General features: G+C 70.8%; 21 protein-coding genes. 5 read left to right on the top strand and 16 right to left on the bottom strand.

Translation table 11 applies throughout. The annotated features are described in order from the left end of the window. The first annotated feature begins 579 nt into the window (after positions 1-579). Complete coding sequence (locus ABZX90_RS38875) at positions 580-1,692, top strand: aminotransferase class V-fold PLP-dependent enzyme (protein WP_355213027.1); 1,113 nt, start codon at positions 580-582, stop codon at positions 1,690-1,692. Between the two features lie 53 nt (positions 1,693-1,745). Here ABZX90_RS38875 and ABZX90_RS38880 read toward each other — a convergent pair whose 3' ends face one another. Both ABZX90_RS38880 and ABZX90_RS38885 read right to left on the bottom strand, forming a co-directional pair. After that, positions 1,746-2,117 carry a hypothetical protein gene (locus tag ABZX90_RS38880; protein ID WP_355213029.1) on the bottom strand — a complete coding sequence of 124 codons (372 nt, stop codon included), beginning with the start codon at positions 2,115-2,117 and terminating at the stop codon, positions 1,746-1,748. 128 nt (positions 2,118-2,245) lie between these two features. After that, on the bottom strand, positions 2,246-3,241 hold the full coding sequence (locus ABZX90_RS38885) for a helix-turn-helix transcriptional regulator (RefSeq protein WP_355213031.1): 996 nt from the start codon (positions 3,239-3,241) through the stop codon (positions 2,246-2,248). A gap of 161 nt (positions 3,242-3,402) precedes the next feature. Here ABZX90_RS38885 and ABZX90_RS38890 point away from each other — a divergent pair, with 161 nt between their 5' ends. From ABZX90_RS38890 to ABZX90_RS38900, 3 genes are all read left to right on the top strand, one after another. Further along, a complete protein-coding gene (locus ABZX90_RS38890) occupies positions 3,403-3,711 on the top strand; it encodes a hypothetical protein (protein ID WP_351134102.1) in 309 nt (102 codons plus the stop codon). A gap of 171 nt (positions 3,712-3,882) precedes the next feature. After that, on the top strand, positions 3,883-4,053 hold the full coding sequence (locus tag ABZX90_RS38895; protein ID WP_355213033.1) for a hypothetical protein: 171 nt from the start codon (positions 3,883-3,885) through the stop codon (positions 4,051-4,053). Between the two features lie 109 nt (positions 4,054-4,162). Further along, complete coding sequence (locus tag ABZX90_RS38900) at positions 4,163-5,350, top strand: tachylectin-related carbohydrate-binding protein (RefSeq protein WP_351134098.1); 1,188 nt, start codon at positions 4,163-4,165, stop codon at positions 5,348-5,350. Positions 5,351-5,543: 193 nt separating this feature from the next. Here ABZX90_RS38900 and ABZX90_RS38905 read toward each other — a convergent pair whose 3' ends face one another. Beyond that, a complete protein-coding gene (locus tag ABZX90_RS38905) occupies positions 5,544-6,830 on the bottom strand; it encodes a hypothetical protein (RefSeq protein WP_351134096.1) in 1,287 nt (428 codons plus the stop codon). Positions 6,831-7,219: 389 nt separating this feature from the next. Between ABZX90_RS38905 and ABZX90_RS38910 the strand changes: the two genes are divergently transcribed. Continuing rightward, a complete protein-coding gene (locus tag ABZX90_RS38910; protein WP_355213036.1) occupies positions 7,220-7,927 on the top strand; it encodes a phosphatase PAP2 family protein in 708 nt (235 codons plus the stop codon). 7 nt (positions 7,928-7,934) lie between these two features. Here ABZX90_RS38910 and ABZX90_RS38915 read toward each other — a convergent pair whose 3' ends face one another. The 13 genes from ABZX90_RS38915 to ABZX90_RS38975 are packed head-to-tail and all read right to left on the bottom strand — an operon-like array spanning position 7,935 to position 22,399. Then, complete coding sequence (locus ABZX90_RS38915) at positions 7,935-9,308, bottom strand: glutamate-1-semialdehyde 2,1-aminomutase (RefSeq protein ID WP_355213038.1); 1,374 nt, start codon at positions 9,306-9,308, stop codon at positions 7,935-7,937. A 7-nt stretch (positions 9,309-9,315) separates the two neighbouring features. Next, positions 9,316-9,867 carry a dTDP-4-dehydrorhamnose 3,5-epimerase gene (gene rfbC, locus ABZX90_RS38920; RefSeq protein WP_355213040.1) on the bottom strand — a complete coding sequence of 184 codons (552 nt, stop codon included), beginning with the start codon at positions 9,865-9,867 and terminating at the stop codon, positions 9,316-9,318. Next, the gene (locus tag ABZX90_RS38925) at positions 9,864-11,114 is read right to left on the bottom strand and encodes a polysaccharide pyruvyl transferase family protein (protein ID WP_355213042.1); all 1,251 of its coding nucleotides are present in this window, start codon (positions 11,112-11,114) and stop codon (positions 9,864-9,866) included. Before ABZX90_RS38925 ends, rfbC begins: the two co-directional genes overlap by 4 nt. Then, positions 11,111-12,058 (bottom strand): glycosyltransferase family 2 protein, encoded by a 948-nt coding sequence (locus ABZX90_RS38930; RefSeq protein ID WP_355213044.1) that lies wholly within the window; start codon positions 12,056-12,058, stop codon positions 11,111-11,113. The genes ABZX90_RS38925 and ABZX90_RS38930 overlap by 4 nt, the downstream gene beginning before the upstream one ends. Continuing rightward, entirely contained in the window at positions 12,055-13,365 is a 1,311-nt protein-coding gene (locus ABZX90_RS38935) for a hypothetical protein (protein ID WP_355213103.1), read from the bottom strand. The genes ABZX90_RS38930 and ABZX90_RS38935 overlap by 4 nt, the downstream gene beginning before the upstream one ends. Positions 13,366-13,370: 5 nt before the next feature. After that, a complete protein-coding gene (locus tag ABZX90_RS38940; RefSeq protein ID WP_355213046.1) occupies positions 13,371-14,654 on the bottom strand; it encodes a DUF4910 domain-containing protein in 1,284 nt (427 codons plus the stop codon). Then, positions 14,642-15,667, bottom strand: coding sequence for an SDR family oxidoreductase (locus tag ABZX90_RS38945; protein ID WP_355213048.1), 1,026 nt, complete (start codon positions 15,665-15,667; stop codon positions 14,642-14,644). Before ABZX90_RS38945 ends, ABZX90_RS38940 begins: the two co-directional genes overlap by 13 nt. Before the next feature lie 3 nt (positions 15,668-15,670). Continuing rightward, positions 15,671-16,318 carry a PIG-L deacetylase family protein gene (locus tag ABZX90_RS38950; protein WP_355213050.1) on the bottom strand — a complete coding sequence of 216 codons (648 nt, stop codon included), beginning with the start codon at positions 16,316-16,318 and terminating at the stop codon, positions 15,671-15,673. Then, complete coding sequence (locus tag ABZX90_RS38955; RefSeq protein ID WP_351134073.1) at positions 16,315-17,142, bottom strand: glucose-1-phosphate cytidylyltransferase; 828 nt, start codon at positions 17,140-17,142, stop codon at positions 16,315-16,317. The genes ABZX90_RS38950 and ABZX90_RS38955 overlap by 4 nt, the downstream gene beginning before the upstream one ends. After that, positions 17,139-18,383 (bottom strand): class I SAM-dependent methyltransferase, encoded by a 1,245-nt coding sequence (locus tag ABZX90_RS38960; protein ID WP_355213052.1) that lies wholly within the window; start codon positions 18,381-18,383, stop codon positions 17,139-17,141. Before ABZX90_RS38960 ends, ABZX90_RS38955 begins: the two co-directional genes overlap by 4 nt. After that, a complete protein-coding gene (locus tag ABZX90_RS38965) occupies positions 18,380-19,621 on the bottom strand; it encodes a glycosyltransferase family 4 protein (RefSeq protein ID WP_355213054.1) in 1,242 nt (413 codons plus the stop codon). Before ABZX90_RS38965 ends, ABZX90_RS38960 begins: the two co-directional genes overlap by 4 nt. Positions 19,622-19,623: 2 nt before the next feature. After that, complete coding sequence (locus ABZX90_RS38970) at positions 19,624-20,856, bottom strand: O-antigen ligase domain-containing protein (protein ID WP_351134109.1); 1,233 nt, start codon at positions 20,854-20,856, stop codon at positions 19,624-19,626. 1 nt (position 20,857) lies between these two features. Continuing rightward, positions 20,858-22,399: a right-handed parallel beta-helix repeat-containing protein gene (locus ABZX90_RS38975; protein ID WP_355213056.1), complete on the bottom strand. Its 1,542-nt coding sequence runs from the start codon at positions 22,397-22,399 to the stop codon at positions 20,858-20,860. Positions 22,400-22,404: the final 5 nt, after the last annotated feature.

A 22,404-nucleotide genomic window follows, 5' to 3' on the forward strand; every position in this document is an offset into this window, starting at 1 on the left:
GCCCCCGGCTTAACCCCCCGCACCCGGCGCCCCGGCGGCGCGGCCAGCGGCTCCGGGGCCGCCGGGCCCCCGCTGGGGGGGCCCCGGCCCGTCCCGCCTCTGCCGCCGGCGCAGCACGCAGTCCGCCTCGTCGGTTCGGTCGGGCGCGCTGTCGTGCTCGGCGCGGGCGACCGGGTCCGGACAACGCGCTCCTCGTACCGACGGCCGGGGAGTTCGCCCCCGTAGACCCTGCCGCCGGTTCGCCGCACATCGCGCTGCCGGTTCGGTCTGCCGCCGATGCGGTGGTGCGTGAAGGGCCGCGCGTCCCTGTGGTCCCGGCGGCGGCGAGCAGGAGACAGGAGCAGCGACGGTGACGTCCGTGGCAGTCGCGGGCCGGCACCCCGGTCGGCACCCGCGGCACCCCGGGCCGGTCCGAGCGGTGTGAAGCGCGTAGCGTGCGAGCGGTTGAGACGCGCGCGGTGGCGAAGGGCGGACGCCGGTCCGTCGGCCACGCGGCGCTCCTCACCCGGCGCACTCGCCGTCACACCGCCCGACCCGCCCGACCCGTACCGCCCGCACCGTCCCGGAAGGACGAGCCCCGTGCTCACGTCGTACGCAGCCCACTTCGACACGCCCGCCGGGTACCTCGACTTCGCACGGTTCGGTCCGCCGTCGCGGGATGCCGTGGCCGCCACCGCGCGAGCCATGGAGGAGTCCGCGCGCGCCGATCACACCACCGTGGACGGCCTGATGCGCGCGGAGGCGGCCGCGCGTGACGCGGCCGCCCGCCTCGCGGGCACGGACGCCCGGCACACCGTGCTGCTCCCGAACGCGTCCACCGGCCTGTTCCACGCCGCTCTCGGCATCCGGGAAGGTGTGGTCCTCGCGCCGCGCACCGACTTCCCGGCCAACCACTATCCGTGGCGCCGCACCGCTGACCTGGGCCGGGCAACACCGCACTGGCTCGAGCCGACACCCGGCAGCGGGGTCACCCCCGACCTGGTCCGTGCCGCGCTGACCGACGACGTCGTCGCCGTGTCCGTCAGCGCCGTGGACTTCCGCACCGGCTTCCGCGCCGACCTGGCGGCGTTGCGCGAGGCGATCGGACCTGACCGGCTGCTGATCGTGGACGCCATCCAGGCGTTCGGCGTGGCCGGGATGTCCTGGGACGCGGCCGACGTCGTGGTGGCGGGCGGTCAGAAATGGCTGCGCGCGGGATGGGCGACCGGCTTCGCGACCCTGTCCGATCGAGCGCTGGAGTCCCTCGACCCGGTCCTCACCGGCTGGACGGGCGTCGAGGACGTCGGCCTCTTCGACGGGATCGAGCACCCGCCCGCCGCGGACGCGCGGCGGTGGTCGATCACCAACCTCAGCCCGGTGTCGGCCGCCGCGTTCGCGGCCGCGCTGGACCTCGTCGAGCGGCACACCGTCGCCGCGATCGAGGCCGCGATCGCCACGCGGATCGCCGAACTCACCGAGGTCGTCAAGCGGTTCGACGGCCACATCCTCTCCCCCACCGACCCGGCGCGGCGCGCGGGCATCCTGTCCTTCACGATGCCGGACCACGATCCGTCCGTCGTCGCGAAGGCGTTGCACGCCGAGGGGGTCACACCGACGGTGCGCACCGACTCGCTCAGGTTCTCCCCGCACGCCTCGACCCCGCCGGAGGCTTCCGAACGGGTGGCGGCCGGGCTGTCCGCGCTGCGGAACTGAACTCGTTTCCTCTGCCGACTTTCAGATCGGCGCCCTGTCTCGGACGCGGTCGCTCATCGCCGGGCGTGGTCGGCCTTGTGCAGCATCTGGGCCAGCAGCAGGGCGCCTCCGGTCGCTGCCCCAACCGCTCCCGCGGCCAGGAACCCGCGAGAGGAACGCCAGGACAGCACCGACCACCGCGACTGTGCGGAGAACAACGATCCGACACTCATCCACGAGCCGGTCGAGATCAAGGACAGGGAGGAACCGATCGAGCCGACCGACAACGCGCTTCCGATCGAGCCGACCGACAAGGCCGAACCGACGGACCCCACGGACAGCACCGAGCCCACGGAGCCGATGGACAACACGGAGTCCTGTGACCACAACGACAGCACCGAACCTGCGGAGGTACGACGGTCCGACCGTACGGGCAGCTTTGTCATGAGGACATTCTGCCCGCAGGTCGTCCCGCCGGGAGGTTGTGGACGGATGCCGCGGGTCTCGGGCAAGAACAGTGACCCACCGCCCTCCGCCCCGGAAGCCGTCGTGTCGCCTCGGCCCCGGCGCGCCTTCAGGGGCGCGCCGGCAGCCAGCCCTGCTGAACGGCGCGTACGCCGGCCTCGAAACGGCTGCGTGCGTCGAGGCGGTCCATCAGTTCGGAGGCGATCCGACGGGCCGTACGATGCGACACCCCGAGCCGTTTGGCGATCGCCTCGTCGGTGTGGCCCTCGGCCAGGAGACGGAGGGCGGTCGCCTGCTGGCCGGTGAGCCCGTTCGGGTCGGTGGGGGCCATCTCGCCGAGCGGCTGGGCGGCCTCCCAGGTGGTCTCGAAGAGCGCGCACAGCGCGGTCAGCGTGCCCTGGCCGGTCAGCAGGACGGCGCCCGCGGCGGTGTCGTCGCTGCTGACCGAGATCATGGCGGTCGTCCGGTCCATGAGGATCATCCGGGTCGGCAGGGACGGAGTCGTGCGGATCTGGCCGCCGAGTCCGGCCAGCCAGGTGGCGTGTTCGACGGTGGGCCGGTTGGCGCGGACGCTGTCCAGGTAGATCGTGCGCATGCGCACCCCGCGGCCGAGCAGATCCTGGTTGAGCGGCCGGGAGGCGGCCATGTTCTCCGCGGTCTGCGGCCCGCCGGGGGCGAAGGTCAGGAACTCCTCGCGCACCTCGCGGGTGAGCACGGCCAGCCGGTCGCGTATCTGGTCGAGGCCGACCAGTTGCTCCACCCCGGGATGGCTGGTGACCGGACGGAGCTCGGCGTACTCGGAGATGAGCTGGGCCGCGGCCGCCCGCGAGGCTTCGAGGCGCTGCTGATGGGCCGCCAGCTGGGCCTGCTGGCGGCCCATCAGGATCTCCATGCCGATGTCCGGGGAGACGGCCCGGAGCCTGCCCGCGTCCCCGGCCGCGGGGCGCACCAGCGCCAGCTCGCTCAGTGTGTCGAGGGCGTCGCGCACCTCTTCCCCGGAGAGCCCCACGGCGTCGGCGAGGGCCGCGACACCGGCGGCCGGGTGTCTGAGCATGGCGCGGTACACCGTCTCCGCGACGGAGTCGAGCCCGAGAGCGGTCAACATCTGGTTCCCCCCAGTTGCCTGCGTACAGCATCCCCTGTTCGACGATGATCTTCGCAGAGGGGCGCGGGATCGTCACAGGGGCAGGACGGAACCGGTCATGGCCTCAACCGTCCAGTTCTCAGGCCGACTTGCTCACGGTTTCCGTTGAGACTCTGGAGCGCATGTACCTGGTCCACACGCATCTGCAACTGCCCTCCGGCGATGAACTGCCGCAGAACATCAGGGCGTTGGTGCGATCGGCGATCGTCCCCCACGACCGCGTCGAGCACGTTGCCGTGCATCCCACCCCTCCCTCTCAACTCACGCTCGGCTTCTATCTGTTGGCCGGTTCGCTGGATGAGGCGGAGGGGCGGGCCGTACGGGTCTGCCACCGACTGCTGTGCGACGTACCGCAATTCGCCTCGGCGCGACTGACCGGCGCGGGGGTGCCGCTGATGCCGCTGGCCTTCGCACCGCGGACCGTGGACTGAAGCGGCCTGCGTGGACGCATCAGTCCAAGGCCCTTTCCGTCCATCCCTGAACTCTTTTCACGGACCTGAGCTGCGACGAACCTATGGATCACCGGCCGAGCCGAGCGTCACCGCGGGGCGCGACGGCGGGCCGGACACCGCATCTCATCCCTGGAAGGAACGGAAACAGCCATGCTTCGCACCCGAATCGCCAAGGTCGCCGCGGTCTCCTCCCTCGTCATCGCCGCGGCTCTCGCCGCCCCGGTGGTCACGCTCCAGTCGACGGCGGACACGGTTCCGGCCTCCTCGGTCGTCGCCGACGCCGGTTGGCAGGTCGCCACGGCGGACGCCGGCTGGCAGTAAGCCGCCCCCGCCGACAGCCACTCGCTGCGGCCGACGTCCGCTCACCGGCCTTTCGGCGACCGTCCAATGCCTGCCTGACCGACCACAACCGCCCCCGGGGGAACGAAGAGTGAAGTACATCCGCAAGAACGGCCGGAGAATCACAGGCCTGCTGACGGCCGGTGCTCTCGGCACCGGACTCCTCACGGTGACCGCCCCCACCGCCGAAGCGGCCACCACCTGCTCGGGCGGAGTGAACATCTACGGCGTACTCGACGACGGCAGGCTGACGTTCAGCCAGATCAACCCGGCCACCGGAGACCTCGCCAAGGTGCTCGTCGGGCCCGCTCTCGGCTTCGAGCCGAAGGCCATGGCCACCCTCAACTTCAACACGATCCTGGTGACGTCGACCTCCGGTGCCCTCTACCGCGTCGACATCAAGACCAACAACACCAGCCTCGCCCTGCTGAACGCGCCGGTGAAGATAGCCGACAGCGGCTGGACCCACGACAAGCTCACCTACGACGGCCACGGCCATCTCTACGGCACCACCGCCGCCGGCCTGCTGCTGCGCTACAACGTGACCGAGGACAAGCCGGCCGGCTCCCAGCACATCGGCGTGCGCACCGAGATCGACACGGGGTTCGTACTGAAGACCCTCACCGCCACCGGCGACGACCGCCTCAGCGCCACCACCGAGGACGGACGGCTGCTCGACTACTCCGTAGCGGGCGCGGGCTCCTGGAAGAGCAACACCCTGAAGTCCTCGGGCTGGTCCGGCTTCAACCAGCTCGTCTCGCCGGGCGCCGGCCTCTACTACGGCCGCCTGTCCACCGGCGCCATGTACTGGTACAAGGACGCCAACCCGGTCGACGGCTCCGGCTCCGACATCTCGTACCACCTCGACGACCCGGTCAACACCAGCGGCTGGACCCAGAAGCTGCTGTCCGCCCAACCGGTCACCTACACCTGCACCACCACTGCAGAGACGGTCGACCGTGACAACATCACCGAGGTCAAAGCCGCCGGCAGGCAGTTGATGAACACCAAGGACGCCTCCTGGGCCACCTCCGCGCAGTGGGCCTGTCTGGAGACCCTCTGGGACCACGAGAGCGACTGGCGCTGGAACGCGACGAACTCCTCCTCCGGCGCCTACGGCATCCCACAGGCGCTGCCCGCCACGAAGATGGACGTCGCGGGCGACGACTGGAGGGGCAACCCCCTCACTCAGATCAAGTGGGGTCTGAGCTACATCGACGGCCGCTACGGCTCCCCGTGCAACGCTTGGAATTTCTGGCAGGCGAACAACTGGTACTGATGCCGGCCGACTTGAAACGGCGGCGCCCCCTCGGTCCGCGGGGGCGCCGCTCTTTTGGCGTGGGCCGACGGAGTTCAGCCCTCAAGGAGGGTGACGGTTCCCGAGATGGCAGCGGCCGAGGGGAAGTTGCGCACGGCGATGCCTCGAAGGCCCCGCCGGGACCGGCGGGGCCTTCGAGGCATCGGGAGGGGCGTCAGGCGATCTTGTCGTAGCGCAGGGCGATGTACGAAGAGGCCGGGTGGCTGTCGATGGTGCCGCTGTAGACGTTCGCGGTCGAGTAGTTCATGTCCGAGGACGGGCTGCCCTCGGAGTAGTAGTAGAAGGAACCCGCGTCCTGGTCCTTCCAGCCCGCGAAGAGGACCACGTGCTCGGAGTAGTCGTTCAGCGCGTCACCGGGCCTTAGGTCGGCCTTGGAGATCTGCGTACCCGCGCTGGGGAGGGATTCGGTCGTCAGCGAGGTGGTGAGGTGCCAGGCCATGGAGACGAAGCCGGAGCAGTCGGTGCGATAGGAGTCGTCGCCTTCGATGTCGGTCGCGTAGGCGGTCTGGCTGTACTGGACGTTGCGGTTGTACCAGTCCTTGGCCCGGGTCATGACCTCGTTGCGGTAGATGGTCCCGCCCTGGACGGACTTCGGCGGGGCCGGTGCCACGTAGGCGCAGTTGTCCGCGTAGGCCGACAGCAGGGTCTGGGTCCAACCGGACGCGTCCACCGGGTCGTTGGGGTGGTATGCGATGTCGCTGCCGTCACCGTCGGTCGGGTCCGAGTCGTGGTACCAGTACATCCCGCCGCTGGTACGGCCGTAGTAGAGGCCGCCGCCGGGCGAGGAGAGCGAGTCGACCGCCGACCAGCCGCTCGACTTCAGGACCGAGCGGTCCCAGTCGTTCACGCCGTTGATCTTGTAGCTGAGCAGTCGGCCGTCCGAGGTCGAGGCGATGATGCGGTCGTCGCCGGCGGCGGCCAGCGTCTTGAGGACGAAGCCGGTGTCGATCACGACGTGCTGTCCTATGTGGGCCGACCCTGCGGGCTTGTCCTGCGACACCAGATACTGGTGGAGCTGCCCGTCGACCGTCCCATAGAGGTGGCCGGCGCCGTCGTAGACCATCTTGTCGAAGGTCCAGCCGCCGTCCCAGATCTTGACGACTCCCGCGACCGCGAGGGAGGTGTTGTTCGTCTGCACGTCGACCCGGTAGAGGTCACCGGTGGTCGACGTGACCAGGACCGTGTTGAAGTTGAGGGTCGCCATCGCCTTGGGCGTGAAACCGAGGTTCGGGCCGATGAGCGTCTTGACCCGGTCGCCGGTGTTCGGCTCGATCTGCGTGTACGTCAGCCGACCGTCGGACAGCGTGCCGTACATCGACACGTTCCCGGTGCACGAGGCGACGGCATGCGCGGCTTCGCCGGTGATCGTGACCAGTCCGAGGGACATCGCGCCGACGGCGACCGCGGCGGACGTGCGGCGGATGGCATGACTCAGCTTCATGGTTTCTCCTGCGGCGTGTGAGTCGAGCGGGCGAAGGCACATCCCTGGCCCAAACAGCTGCCCTGCAGGTGCAGCTGTGAAGGATGTCGTGGGTGTGACGCCCGGTGGCAGGAACTACTTTCGCCGCAGGTCACGGGGGTGGGAAGAGACATCGTGTGGACGCAAACGTCCCTGGCCTGTTACGTCCTGACGGGGCACCGGTTGTTCCTACAGCCCGAGGAGGCTCGGGTTCTTCCATCGGCCCCAAGTCGGTTGTCTGGACGGAACTTTGACCCTCCGGGCAACCTCAGGGCGCAATCAACGGTTATGGTCGCTGGAGGGTGGGTCGGACACGACGGGGGGCTCGCGTTGGCGGTCACTACCGCAGGTCGACCGGACGCGGTGGGCGTGTGACCGGTCGGTCGGCGCCCGCGACGCTGCCCCCATCGCTGCGCGTGCGGCTCGGGCTGATTGCGGCCCTCGCCGCGTCGGCGCTCACCGTGCTCGGGGTCCTGTACGCCGACCACGACGAGCCCGGCATGGTGGACAGGTGGATCACCCAGCCGACGGCGGACAGTGTGCGGCCGCCGTGGCGGAACGTCGCTCTGGCCCTGGACTTCTGGGGGGAGCCCGCCGGAGCGGCGCTGTTGGTCGTGGCCGCCGTGGCAGGCTGCCTGCTGCTTCGGCGTCCTCGCGCGGCGGTGCTCGTCGTTGCCGGCGTGGGCATGACCGTGGGGACGGCGACCCTGCTCAAGCACCTGGTGGGACGCACCATCCACGGCGACAACCTGTCCTACCCGAGCGGGCACACCGCCTTCCTCACCGCGCTCGCCCTCGTGGCGGCGCTGCTCGCGACCGGCCGGCTCGGCCTCGGCAGCACGGGCGGCACGTCACTCGTGCTCGCCGCGGCGCTGGTTGCCGGCGCCGCGATGGGCTGGGCGCAGGTCGCCCTGGGCGCGCACTACCCGACCGACGTCCTCGGCGGATGGTGCACCGCGCTCGCGGTGATACCGGCGACCGCGTGGCTGGTCGACCGGATGGCCGACCGGCTGGTCGATCGGATGGCCGACCGGCTGGTCGATCGGATGGCCGCAGCCGGTCGGCGTGAGCGTCGCTGACGTCACGTCACGCCAAGCGTCGGAACACGGGCTTCACCGGCCGCCCGCCCAGCCAGGGGGTGGGGTCACTGGCGTCCAGTGCCTTCCGGTACACCGCACATGCCTGGGCCACCACGTCGACGGTGCGGTCGATGTCCGCGTCGTCGAGCGCGCTGCTCACCACGAACGACGGGGCCAGCACTCCGCCCGCGAGGAGCCGGCGCAGGAACAGCGTGCGGTACTGCTGCGACGGCTGCCGGTTCTCGTCGAGGGTGGCGAAGACCAGGTTGCTGGCCCGGCCCCGGACGACGATGTGGTCGCCGACGCCCATGCCGGCCGCTGCCTCGCGGACACCGGTGGCCAACCGCTCGCCGAGGGCGTGCAGCCGCGCGGTGATGCCCTCTTCTACGTAGGTGGTGAGCACCGCCATCGCGGCGGCCAGCGAGTGCGTTTCCGCACCGTGCGTGGTGGACAGCAGGAACACCCGTTCGCCGGAGTGACGCAGCCCGCCCAGCTCCATCAGATCGCGGCGCCCGGCCAGCGCCGAGACGGCGAATCCGTTGCCCAGCGCCTTGCCGAACGTGGAGAGGTCGGGGACGACGCCGTACAGGCCCTGGGCGCCCGCCTCGGACCAGCGGAAGCCGGTGATCATCTCATCGAAGATGAGTACGCAGCCGTGCCGGTCGGCCAGCTCGCGCAGGCCGGCGAGGTATCCGGGAGTGGGGTCTCCCCTGCTCGAACGGAGTTGAGAGCTTGGGGAAGGCTCGGTGTGGCCGGCGGGTTCGAGGATCAGGCAGGCGACCTCGTCCCGGTACCGGGTCAGCAGCTCCTCCGTGGCGGCCAGATCCCCGTAGGGGAACGCCACGGTGAGCTCGTTGGTCGCCGCCGGAATGCCGGCGGACATCGGCGTGGTGCCGATGAACCAGTCGTCGACGGAGAAGAACGGATGGTCGGCGCAGATGGCCACCCGCGGGCGCCCGGTCGCGGCGCGGGCCAGGCGCACCGCGGCGGTGGTGGCGTCGGAGCCGTTCTTCGCGAACTTCACCATCTCGGCCGTCGGCACCGTGGCCAGGAAGCGTTCCGCGGCTTCGACCTCCACGATGGACGGCCGGACGAAGTTGCTGCCGCGGTCGAGTTCCCGCCGCACCGCCTCGACCACGCGCGGGTGGGCATGGCCGAGGCTGACCGACCGCAGGCCTGACCCGTACTCGATGTAGCGGTTGCCGTCGACGTCCCACACGTGGGCGCCGCGGCCGTGGCTGATGACCGGGGCCAGGTTCTCGGGGTACTGGTCGTCGCCCTTGGCGTAGGTGTGCGCGCCTCCGGGGATCATGGCGTGCAGCCGCTCGTTGGCCAGCTGCGAGCGGGGCAGGAGGAGTTCTTGGGTGTCTTCGGTGGGCACGCCGGCCTCAACTTTCTTTGTGCTGCAGGACCTTGGCGAGGCTCGGCGCCTCCCGGTCCCGTTGGGACATCGATGCGACCGGCAGCGGCCAGGGGATGGCGAGTTCCGGGTCGTCGAAGGCGATCGTCACGTCCTCGGCCGGATCGTGCGGGCGGTCGATCCGGTACGAGGTGTCGGCGGTCTCGGTCAGCGCCTGGAAGCCGTGCGCGCACCCCGCCGGGATGTACAGGGTCGTCTGCGTCTCGCCGGACAGCTCGAAGAAGGCCCAGTTGCGGTAGGTCGGCGAGTCGGGCCGCAGGTCCACGACGACGTCGAAGATCCTCCCGTACGAGCACCGCACCAGCTTGGCCTCCCCCGCACCGGAGCGCAGGTGCAGGCCGCGCAGCACGCCCCGGACCGAGCGGGACAGGCTGTCCTGGACGAAGGCGTCCGGGTCGAGGCCCACCGAGCGGACCACGTCGGCGTCGAAGGTGCGGCAGAAGAAGCCGCGCTCGTCGGCGTACGGCGTCGGCTCGAAGAGGTACGCGCCGGTGATCTCCGGGACTTCGTTCGCTTTCATGGAGCCTTCCGCAAGGTGTGGGCTTGGTCGGTCGCCGGGAACAGGGCGGCGGTCAAGGAGTTGAACTGGTGCTCGAGTCGCCGGGCGGCGGCCAGGTTCCGCTCGGTGAGGGTCTGCCGCAGCTCGGCCGAACGCTTCTCCAGCGCACGGAACTGTTCGAGCAGTCGGTCGGCGTCGACCTCGCGCGCCGGGTGGCAGTACGCACCAAGGCCCATCTCCGCCATGAGCGCGTCGCTCTTCGTCGCGTAGCAGAGCGCGAGCACCGGCGTACCGGTCTTCAGCGCGCAGATCAGGTTGTGGTAGCGGACCGCCACCACGGTGTCGGCAGCGGCCATCTCCTTCATCAGATCGGCCAGTGAGGACGGCTCGGCAGCGGTGACCAGCGGCGAGTCCACCGCGTCGAGGATCGCGGCGACCACCGACGCGTCGCACTCGTCACCGGTGAGCAGCCGGACAGCCCTGCCCTCCTCGACCAATGTGCGGACGAACCGGACCGTCCCGTCGAGGTAGCGCCGGTATATCTCATCGGCCCGGGCGCAATCGTCGTTCCCGCCGTGGAAGTCCATGACGCCGACGCAGACCGGGCCCGGCGGGGCCGACGGGACTGAGAGCTTGTCGGGTCCGCTCGCGCGCGGCGTCGGCAGGGCGAACGCGAGGTCCGGGTAGACCTCGTCGCGCGCGGTGTCCACGCCCATCGCCCGCATCGCGTCACGGGACTGCGCGTCCCGGTACGAACGGTATGCGGCCAGCCGCGCCGACCAGCGCACCAGGGCCCGGGTCGGCCGGTTGCCGATCGTCGCGGCGCCGACGCTGACCAGCGCCACCCGGGTGCGCAGCAGCCGGCCACTCGCGCAGAGCAGGAACAGCGAGTACGGGAAGCCCCACGGCCGCAGCGGCAGTGTCGCCTCCAGGACGCCCATACCGGGCACGATCACCACGTCGTGCCGGCGTACCCAGGCAGCGGTGCGGAAGACGTCGACGAGTTTACCCAGACCCTTCGCCGCGATCGCGCCCGCACGCGACGCGGTCCGGTACTCCCCGCGGTACCAGTGCAGCCGCGTCGCGGGGATCCCGAACCGGGCCGTCACGGCCTCGGGTCCGCCGCACAGCGCGTCAACGACCGCCTCGGGGTGTCCGGCGCGGAGGTACCCGAGCACGGCTTCGAGCGATCCGTCGTTGCCGAGGTTGCCGGAGCCGAGCAGGCCGAACACCCCGACGCGCACCGGAGTTTCGTGTCCAGTCGTCATGCCTGCCTTCCCTCACGGCCGGCGACGAGGGCGTCGACGGAGACCGTGAGCTGGGCCGGGTCGACCGGGGCGCGGTCCTCGATCCGCTCGCCGGCGCCCGGCCGGACCCGGCTGGTCATCCATGCGGCCAGGTGGCGGTAGCACGCGCGCCGGTCGGCCGGGGACAACGGCGCCCGCCGGATCGCGGCGACGAAGCCCCACATGTACTCGGCGAGCAGCCGGGGCGTCGGGTGCAGCAAGCCGGCCCGACGCGGGTCCAGGTTGACGCACCGGGAGCGCTTGGACGGGTTCGCCCGCTCGGCGCGGGTGGGGTGGTCGCGGCGGAAGTACAGCAGCTCGGGCACCTGGTGGAAGGGCCCGTGCAGGGTGATCTCGGCGACGTACGTGCGGTCCGCATGGTGGTAGCTGTCCATCGGCTTCACCCGGCGCAGCACGTCGGCCCGCAGCACCCCGTAGAAGTCGTCGCCACCCGGCTCGAACAGCAGACTGCGGAAGCGCTCCGGCGCGTGCGGAGAGTCGGTGGCGAGCCCGTACTCGTAGGGGACCTTCACCTGGCCGTCGCCGTCGATGACGGCCTGGCCGCTGTGCGCGAGGATCATGTCCGGCCGCTCGTCCAGTGCCTGGACGCAGCGCCGCAGCAGGTCCCGGCCGTACAGGTCGTCGTGCGAGGCCCACTTGAACAGTTCGCCGCGGGACTCGGCGAACACATGGTTGTGGTTCGGCGTGGCGCCGATGTTCCGGGGCAGCCGGAGGTACCGGATGCGCGAGTCCCGCGCGGCGTACTTGCGGCAGATCTCCTGGGTCCCGTCGGTCGAGGCGTTGTCGGAGATGACCAGCTCGAAGTCCTCGTAGGTCTGGCCGAGCAGGGCGTCGAGCGACTCGGCCAGGTACTCCTCGCCGTTGTACACGGGCAGGCCGATGCTCAGCCTGGGTTGGGCGGTCATGAAATCCTCACTTCGGGGATGGAATTGCGGTGGCGCTCACGCAGGGCGGACCGCAGCTGCAGCCACCACACGGCCGAGCCGCTGATGGTCGCGGCGGCGACGCCCCAGGCCGAGCCGACCGTGCCGGCGGCGACCGCCCCGCCGAGCCCGCCGCCGACGTAGCAGGCGGAGGCGAACAGTTGGCAGCGCAGGCTGCGCCGGGCCGCGCCGAGCGCGCGCAGCCCGGCAGCCGCGCCGGTGCCGAGGCCCGCGCCCGCGACGCCGAGGGTGATCGGCACGATGAGCTCCGAGGCGGAGTGCCAGACGCCGCCGAGCACCAGCTCGCCGAACCGGCCGGGCACCAGCAGCAGCGCCCCGCCCCAGAGGAGCGCGCCGGCGGCCTGCCCCCCGCCAAGGAGGAGGCAGAACGTGCGGAGCCGGTGCGGGGCCTGCCGTAGCACCCGTGCCGCCTCCGGGACGGTGACCAGCGAAAGCCCCATGAGCACCGCGAGGAACGGGCCGAGCAGGAGCTCGGCGCCCCGCACCGCACCCACCGCGCCGACCCCGACGATCGCGCCGAGCCCGTACGCCCGCAGCTGGCTCGCGCCACTGAGGCTGACGTTCTCGACCAGGTACCGGTAGCCGAGATCGCGCTGCTCGCGAAGCCACCCGCGCGCCTCGGTCATCCGGGGCCGGATGCCGGACTGGATGTAGCCGTACCCCGCCGCCACCGTGGCGGACGCGCCCCAGGCGAGCACGAAGGCGGCCACGGTGCCCGCACGGGCCGCCACCACCATGGCCGGGACGAGTGCGACACCCCACACGACGTCGTTGACGAACGCCTTCCGTCCGGCGCCGGCGGCGAAGAACGAGAACCGCCAGGCGTCCTGGAGCAGCAGCCCCGGCAACATGACACCAAGGGCGGCGAACGCGGGCCCCACGCGGCCGCCGAGGCCGAGCCCGGCCGCCAGACACACCGCGCCCAGGGCGGCACCGACGCCGAGTGCGGTACCCGTCGACCGGCCCACCGCCCCCCGCCAGGACGCGCTCGGCACGCCGCTGAAGCGCACCGTGAGCGGATCGGTGGCCAGCCCGCGGGAGACGTTGAGCACCACGCCGTACGTCACCCAGGCGAGGCTGAAGACCCCGAACGCGGTCACCCCCAGCGAGCGGGCCACGTAGATGCCCACCGCGAAGTTGCTCACGCTGGAGGCCGCCTGGTCGGCCAGCCCCCAGGACAGTCGGCCGACCATGGCCCGCTTGGCGGTTTGCCGGGCGGGTCCGGCCGGGGCCGCCGATGCCGTCGTCTTCTCCCCCTCGGTGGTCATCGGCGTCATGCCTTGATCAGCCCGGCGCCGCACAGGGCGTCGGCCGCGGCGGCGACGGTGTCGAACGGCAGCCCGGACCGCTCGGCGACGTCCAGCAGACTGTGCTCGCCTTCGGAGAGGCTGAGCACCCAGAGCATGGCCATCTGGGCCTGCTTGGCGTCGCTGCGGCCGCCGAGCGACTCGTACAACCCGCGCCGGCCCAGTTGTGGTTCGCCGTACGGGCTGAGGTTGACGTACCGCCGGTTGCGGTCGAGGACGGCGAACGCCTCGCGGCAGACGGCGAGCGTGTCCGCCATCGCCTCCGGGGAGACGAAGTCCGGGTTGTCCGCCGAGGTGTGGTACTCGGGGTACCCGGCGTACGGGGTCCGGCTGAGCGATCCCACGCCCAGATTGAAGCCGGGTGAGCAGTACTGCCGCTCGTCGTATCCGTACGGGGTGAACTCGGTGACGTGGTGCGGGCGTTCGGATGCGGTCAGCACGTGACGCAGCACCCGGTCGATCTCCGCGTCGCCGCGCCTGCTCTGCTTGTACGTCAGTCGGCCCGAGTCGCCGGCGCAGGCCAGCACCAGGCCGTGCTTGACCCGCTCGATCCGTTCGGCGTTGCGGGCCAGCCAGGTGATTGCCCCGATGGTGCCGGGAGCGTAGATGAACCGGTAGGTGTAGTACGGCGTTTCCTGCGCCAGCGCCCGGGCCAGGAACGTCGCCACCGCGATGCCGGCCAGGTTGTCGTTGGCCAGCGACGGGTGGCAGACGTGGCAGGAGACGATGACCTCGTCGGGGACCTGACCGGGAATCACATGCTCGGCGTAGGTGAGGTGGCCGTCTTCGAGCGTGGAGTCGACGCGCACCTCGTACTCGCCGTCCGGCAGCGCGTCCAAGGTCTCCTGGGCCAGGCAGAATCCCCATTCCGGCGTGTAGTAGCTGGTGCGGTACGGCACCCAACTCGGGTGGTCCGGAAGGGTGTGCAGGTGTTCGCGCAGCTCGGCGAGCGGCATGGTCCGCGCCACCGGCACGCTGTAGCCGAGCACGTGCAGGCTGGACGCGGCGAAGTCGACGACCCGATTGCCGGCGGTGTCGGCGATGTAGGCGTCCCGGATGTTCCACTCCTGCGGCACCGTCCAGTCGAGGACCTGGGTCCCGGTCGGCACCTCGTGCACCCGCAGCGGGAGGTACTCGCCGACGATCTCCAGGGTGGCGCGCACACCGTCGCCGGTGATGCTCCGGCACAGCGGGTACAGCCGCTCCACCAGCGCGTGCATCTCCTCCCCGGCCGTGGTCATCGGCGCCACCGCAGGGTGTCGTCGACGGTGCCGGCCTCGGTCGCCGCCCGCAGCACGGCAAGCCGGGTGAACCGTCGCTCGAAGTCCTCCCGGGTCAGCCCGAACTTCCGGTAGGCGTCGGCGAGTTCGAGCGCGCCCTGCTTCACCGTCCACTCGCAGTCGAAGCCCGGCAGCGCGGCGCGGAACCGGGAGAAGTCCACCCGGTACGACCGCGGATCGGCGCCGGTCTCCCCGGTGATCACCACCTTCGAGCCGGACACCGCCTCGGCGACCTGCTCGGCGATCTCGGCGACCGTGACGTTGTTGACCTCGCTGCCGATGTTGAACGCCCGGTCGTGCACCGCTTCCCGCGGCGCGGTCAGCGCGGCCGTGAAGGCCCGTGCGATGTCGGCGGCGTGCACCAGCGGGCGCCAGGGGGTGCCGTCGGAGAGCACGAGGACCTCGCCGGACAGGAGCGCGTGGCCCACCAGGTTGTTCAGCACGATGTCGGCACGGAGCCGGGGCGAGTAGCCGAAGGCGGTGGCGTTGCGCATGAACACCGGGCTGAAGTCGCCGTCGGACAGCGCGTGCAGGTCGTCCTCCACCCGTACCTTGGACTCCGCGTACGGCGTCACCGGGCGCAGCGGGGCGTCCTCGGTCACCAGGTCGTCCCCGCCTGCGGCGCCGTAGACGGAGCAGGTCGACGCGTACAGGAAGCGCCGCACTCCGGCGTCACGGGCCAGCCGGGCCAGCCGCACGGACGCGTGGTGGTTGATGTCGTACGTGAGGTCCGGCGCCAGCGATCCCAGCGGGTCGTTGGACAGCGCGGCCAGGTGGATCACGGCGTCCACCCCGGCCACGTGCTCGGCCGTGACGTCGCGCAAATCCACCCGGTGCCCGGACGGGTCCGCGGGCGGCTCGCCCAGCACGCAGTCGGCGAACAGGCCGGCGTCGAGGCCGACGACCTCGTGCCCGGCGGCCTTGAGGACCGGGGCCATCACGGTGCCCAGGTAGCCCTGGTGTCCGGTCAGTAGTACGCGCATAGTTCAGTTCCCCAGGTTGAGCGTGAGTTTGGTGACGGCGAACGCCTCGGCGTAGCGCGCGTGGCATTCGATGCCGCGGATCCGCGCGAGGCCGAGGAAGGCTTCCCGGTCGTACCAGGGCCGGTGCCGCTGCGAGGGGTAGTGCTCCTGCAGCAGCCGGACCTTCTGTTCGGCGATCTCCGGCGAGAGCGGCTGGTACGCCGACGGACGGCCGAGATCGCCGTCCCACTTGACGATCTCGTAGCCGAGGACCATGTGGTCACGGAACGCGGTGGGCAGCAGCTGCGCCAGGCCGCGGTGATCCTGGTGCGCGTCATCGGTACGCGGGGCGAGGATCAGGTCCGGCTCGGTCTGCAGACGCAGTTCCTCGACCGCGGCCTTGGCCTCGTCCCAGTGCGCAGGCATCCGGCCGTCCGGCAGCTTGAGCACGGTCAGGCGCAGATCGGCGCCCGGGCAGAAGGCCGCGAGCGCGGCCCGCTCCTCCTGCTCCCGCTCGCTGCCACCGCCGGAGAGCACCAGCGCGTCGACGCGGATGCCCGGCCGCGCGAGGCACATCGTCAGCAGCGTGCCGCCGGCGCCGATGGCGATGTCGTCGCAGTGCGCGCCCACCGCGGCGATCCGGTCCAGGCGCGCGGCGCCGAGCCGGATCACGCCCTCGCTCCGGCGCCGTGCCTGCCGCCGGTCGCGCTCGTCCCCGCGCCGTCCTGTTCCCACACGGCCCACGGGCGGTCGCCCCGGGCGTACGCGTCGTCGAGCGCCGCCCGCTCCTTCACGGTGTCGGTCGGCTTCCAGAAGCCGCGGTGCTGATGCGCCACCAACCGTCCGCGCTTGGCCAGTTGGGCACATCCGTCGGCGACCAGGTCCCCGTTCTCCGGTATGTGGTCGAAGACCTCCTGGCGGAGCACGAAATAGCCGCCGTTCTCCCACAGCGGCATGTCGCTCACCGCGGTGATGCCCCCCACCAGGCCGTCCTCGCCCAGGTCCACGCAGTGGAACGACGACTGCGGCGGCACCACCATCATCGACGCACCGGCATCGCGTCGGGCGAACCGGTCGATCATCTCCGGCAGCGGGGCGTCGGTGAGCACGTCGGCGTAGTTGGCGAGGAACATCTCGTCGCCGTCCAGATGATGCCGCACCCGTCGCAGCCGCTCCCCGATCGGCGACTCGATGCCGGTCTGCGCGAACGTGATCGTCCAGTCGGCGATGTCGGTGGACAGCAGCTCGGTCCGCCCGCCCCGCAGCACGAAGTCGTTGGAGGTCGTCTCCTCGTAGTTGAGGAAGAAGTTCTTGATGTGGTGCGCCCCGTACCCGAGGCACAGGATGAACTCGGTGTGCCCGAAGTGCGCGTAGTAGCGCATGACGTGCCAGATCAGCGGGCGTGGGCCGACCATCGCCATCGGCTTCGGCACGTCGTCGGAGGTTCCGTTGCGCATCCGCATCCCGTAACCGCCGCAGAACAGGACGACCTTCATCGCTTGACCTCGACAATGCTCAGTTCCGGAATGGGAAACACGAGTCGGCCGCCCCATTCGTGTACGAAGGACAACTGCTCGGTCAGCTCGGCCCGCAGGTTCCACGGAAGGACCAGGACGTAGTCCGGCTTGTCGGCGGCGATCCGCTCGGGTGCCAGGATCGGGATGCGGGTGCCCGGGGTGAACCTGCCGTGCTTGTAGGGGTTGCGGTCGACCGTGTACGAGAGCAGGTCGGGCCGGATGCCGCAGTGGTTGAGCAGGGTGTTGCCCTTGCCCGGGGCGCCGTAGCCGACGACCGTCTCACCGCGCTCGGCCGCCTCGATGAGGAACCGAAGGAGGTCCCGGCGCACCTTGGCCACCCGGCCGGAGAACTCGGTGTACCCGGACAGGTCCTGGAGCCCGGCGGCCTTCTCCCGGTCAAGGACCTCGGCCACCTTCCCGCTCGGCTCGCCGGCCACCTCGGCCGGCCGGGCCCACAGCCGGATGGACCCGCCGTGCGTCGGCAGCAACTCGACGTCCACGAGCGTGAGTCCGCCGCTCGCCAGCGCCCGGATCGCGGACGCGACCGTGTAGTACTGGAAGTGCTCGTGGTAGATCGTGTCGTACTGGTTCTCCTCGATCAGGGTCAGCAGGTGCTGCACCTCGATGGAGACCCAGCCGTCGTCGGCGACCAGGGCACGCAGCCCCTGGGTGAACCCGACCACGTCGGGGATGTGCGCGTACACATTGTTGGCCACGACCAGATCCGCCGGGCCGTGCTCGGCGCGGACGGCCGATCCGGTGTCCGGGGACAGGAACTCCGTGAGCGTGGGCACACCCGCGTCCCGCGCCGCGGCGCCGACGTTCACCGACGGCTCGATGCCGAGGCAGCGGATCCCCCGGTCCACCACGTGCTTCAGCAAGTACCCGTCGTTGCTGGCGACTTCGACCACGAAGGCCTCGGATCCGTCGGTGCCGAGACCCACCCGCTGTACGGCGTCGGCGACGAACGTACGCGCGTGCTCCACCCAGGAGGTCGAGTACGAGGAGAAGTACGCGTACTCCTTGAACGTCTCCTCCGGCGTGATCAGCGGCGGGATCTGCGCGAGCCAGCAGTCGGTGCAGACCCGCAGGTGCAGCGGGTACGCCGGTTCCGGCAGGTCCAGTTGGTCCGCGGCGAGAAAGCTCTCACACGGCGGGGTCGCCCCCAGGTCGACGACGCTCGCCAGCGCCGCCGAGCCGCACAGTCGGCAACGTGTCATTTACTGCCCCCCATTGATTCCGTCCCTATCGGCGGCGCGCTGTCCCCGCCGCCGGACCGACCCGCGATCGCGGTGCGGTACCCCTCCACCAGGCGCTCAAGGCCGACGGCCGGGCTGAACCCCTGCTCGTAACGGCGCCGGGCCGCCTGGCCCATCTCCCGGTTGCGGTCCTGATCGGCCGCGATCCGGCGTATGCAGGACGCGAGCGATGCGGACTCGCCCGGCCGGTGCAGCAGCCCGGTCACCCCGTCCTCGACGAGTTCGACGAAGGCGCCGTGACCGGCGGCGACGGTCGGGACCCCGGCCGCCATCGCCTCCACGACCACCAGGCCGAACGCCTCCAGCCACGTCGAGGGAGCCACCACGGCGACCGACCGCGCGATGGCCTCCTGGCACTGGGCCGTGTCATAAAGGCCGACGTACCGGACGTCGTCCCGGCCGGCCGCCCAGGCGGTCACCTCCGGCTCCAGCGGCCCCGTACCGGCGATCACGAGCGGCACGCCCACCCCGCCGTCGGCGGCGAGTTCGTCCCACGCGGCCATGAGCAGCCGCACGCCCTTGGCCTCCGCGAGCCGGCCGAGATAGAGCACATGCTCACCGGCGTCCGTCCGGCGCGTGCCCGGGTCGGGCACGAAGTTGTGCTTCACCGCCAGCCGCTCGGGCGGCATCCCCGACCGCACCAGCACGTCGCGTTGCGCCTCGGAGATGCAGAAGAACCGCTCCACGCCGGACCACCACCGTCGCCGGTTGACCGACAGGCTGACCGCGAGCGGCACCGTCGCCAGCCGGGAGTTCCGGTAGCAGCCGTGCCGGACGGCGGGCAGCGGCGCGGACCCGACGCACTCGGTGCACGGCCGGCCGTCCCGCTGCAGCGTGCCGGGCGGGCAGACCTGGGTGTAGTTGTGCAGCGTGGCGACGGCGGGCACGCCGGCGTCGGCGCAGGCGGCCAGCACCGCCGGCGACAGGAGCGGGAAGACGTTGTGGACGTGCACCACGTCCGGCCGCTCGGTGCGCAGCCGGGCGGTGAGCTCCGCGCGGACCGCCGGGTTCCACGGCACCCGCAGTGGCACCGCGACCTTGGCGAGGAGGGACATGGCGCCGATGTCGTCGCTGCGTCGCTCGAACATCTCGACCCGGTGGCCGGCCGCACGCAGCAGCTCCACCTCCTGGTCGACGACCTTGTTCTCTCCGCTCGGCTGCGCCGAGCCGTAGCGGTTGTGCACCACGAGGATGTGCATGCTCACCTCACCTCTGCTCTCTGGGCCCAGCGCGGGACGCGTCGTCGGGGGACGTCGGGCAGCGCGAGGGGGGTGGCCTTGGCAGGTGTCGCCAACAGCGAGGCGGCCAGGGCCAGATGCAGCAGATACGGCGAGGCGTCGCCGAGGCCGGCCTCGGTGTACGACGCGATCGCGCAGTAGCTGATCAGGAAGATCGCGCAGGCCCTCTGCAGCGACGGTGGCCGCAGCAACGCGACGCCGCCCAGCACGATGATGATCGCCGCGACGAGGGTGACGCCGATCAGCCCCTGCTCGTTGTAGACGGCCAGCCAGCTGTTGTCGATCGGCAGCCCGCCGAACGACTTGTCGCCCAGGCCCACGCCGAACAACTTCTCCCCGGTCGTCCGGGGCGCGGACAGCAGGGCGTCCCAGACCTTGGCCCGACCGGTGAGGCTGGAGAAGTTCTCCTTGCTCTGTCCGCGCAGGAACCACGCCTGGAGCATGGAGGCGAACCCCACCGCGGCCACCGTGGCGCACACCACCGCCCAGGTGAAGAAGCGGCGGGCCGCGGAGCTGGTGAGCAGGAGCGAGCCGATCGCCAACACCAGCCCGAGCAGCAGGCCGAGCGTGGCCGTCCGGGTATGGGTGAGCGCGAGCAGGACGAGCGACGGCACGATGACCACCGCCGCACTCGTCTTGTCGGTCCGGCGGCCCAGAAGCAGCAGCACGGTGAGCCCGATGATCACGGCGGCGTACTGGCCGATCTGCGGCGGGGTGAGCGGCCACAACGCGCCGACCAGGCGTCCGCCGTAGAGGTCGGGCAGGGCCGCGCCCGGTGAGACGACCAGGCCGGCGGCCACCGACCCGAGCACCGCGAAGTACATCCGGATGTGGTGCCGTACGAACGTCAGGCCACCGTCCCACCAGCGGCTGAGCAGCCACAGCGTGCAGACGAAGAGAGTCAGCCGGAAGCAGCGGAACAGCGCACCGAACCCGGACTCCAGTTGCACGCTGGAGATCAAGCTCGTCACCAGCAGCAAGGTGAGCAGGAGCACGTACGCACTGGCTCGGATGCGCAGCCGGAGATTGACCGCGAGCGCCAGCGTGAACGCGGCGACCAGAGCACCCATGGTGACCAGCTGGATGAGGGAACGGGGCAGCGGGACGATGGTCTTCGCCCCGGCGGAGCCGAGCGTGTTGAGGACCAGCAGCCCCCAGACCACCCCGACGACCTTCGGCGTGCGCTCCGCCTCCATCTCAACCACCGGCCCGTGGGTCGAGGGTGCTGCCCGCGTCCTGCTGGTACGGCATGCCCTGCCAGCCCTCGAAGTCGAGCACCCGGCTCGGGTCGTGGGCGACGAACTTCCACGGTCCGACGTAGACGTTGTCGTGCCAGCGGTTGTGCTGCTTCTGCGTGATCGCGTCGGCCACCTTCTCGCCCTTGTACGGCGACCAGTCCGGATAGGTGCCGTAGTTGGACAGCACCGCCATGCGGTCGCACTTCGCCGTGCATTTGACGACGGACTTGTCCAGCACGAAGCGGTTGTCGTGGATGTCCACCCGCTGGGTCTTCCACCGGCAGTCGGCATAGAGCGGTGCCTTCGCGATGGCCGACTTCGCGCAGCCGGCGGTCTTCTTCACCAGCAACGTGCAGTCACCGGACGAGGTGTTGGCCGGGCTGTTGCAGAACCGGTCGGCGTTCTCCCACAGGGTGATCCCGGACCAGTTGTTCTCCAGCACGTTCCGGTAGATCTCGATCTTGTCGGTACGGGCCTTGACCCGTGGTTCGCCGCCCGACTCGGACAGGTAGACGGTCGCGAACGGGAAGCTGTCGCCGCTGTCGGCCGCCTTGCGGCCCTCGACCCAGTTGTTCCGCCGGATCGTGTTGTTCCGGATGATCGCGTTGTAGCTGATCTCGTAGATCAGCGCGGCACCGTCGTTGGCCTCGATCACGTTGTTCTCGATGAGGAAGTCGTTGTTGTTGGTGTCCGCCCACAACCCGGTTCCGCGGTTGTCGTGCACCCAATTCCCTTGTACATCGGCGCCATTGACGGCCCAGAACTTGATGCCTCCGGTGCAGCCGCAGCCCGGTTTGCGTCGCTCCCAGTCGCCGGTGTTGTTGCCCACGATCTCGTTGCCCTCGACCACCAGTCCGGTGATACGGCCTTTGCCCTTGTACGCGTTCATGCCGTACTGGCCGTTGTTCCGCAGGCAGTTGGCGCGGACCTGCTGGCGGGCACCGGCCATCAGCCCGGCACCGTCGTTGTCCTGGATCGTCGAGTCCTCGATCACCCACCCGTCGGCCGAGTCATGGTTGACCACGCCCTCGTCCGACGGCGCCACGAAACGCTGCACGGTCAGGTAGCGGATCGTGACGTCGCCGGCGTTGCCGCTGAACGCGTACTGGTTCTTCTTCCCGCCGTCGAGCACCGCGCCCGGCGCACCGAGGTAGCGGTCCCCCTTCTTGGGGACGACCTGGGCGTAACGGTCCGGGTCGAGCCTGTGCTTGCCCGGCCGGAGCCAGAACGTGGTGTTCGGGGGGCTGTTCTTGGTCTTCGCCACCAGGTCACCGACCTTCGCGGGGTCGACCGTCACCGCCCCCGTCGGCGCCTTCGTCGGCCCGGCCGCGGGGTTGGCGCACACCCGGGCCAGGGACGTGGACCGCGTCCCGGACGTGGTCGGCACGGCGGTCGGGTTCGCACTGGCTTCCGGCGTGCTGCTGTCACAGCCGGTCGCCGCCAGCAGGGCCAGCGCCAGCGGTGCCACCGCCAACGCCCAGGGCCGCCTCTTGATCCCCACGTGCC

The sequence above is a fragment of the Streptomyces sp. NPDC002935 genome (assembly GCF_040611295.1).
Classification (GTDB): domain Bacteria; phylum Actinomycetota; class Actinomycetes; order Streptomycetales; family Streptomycetaceae; genus Streptomyces.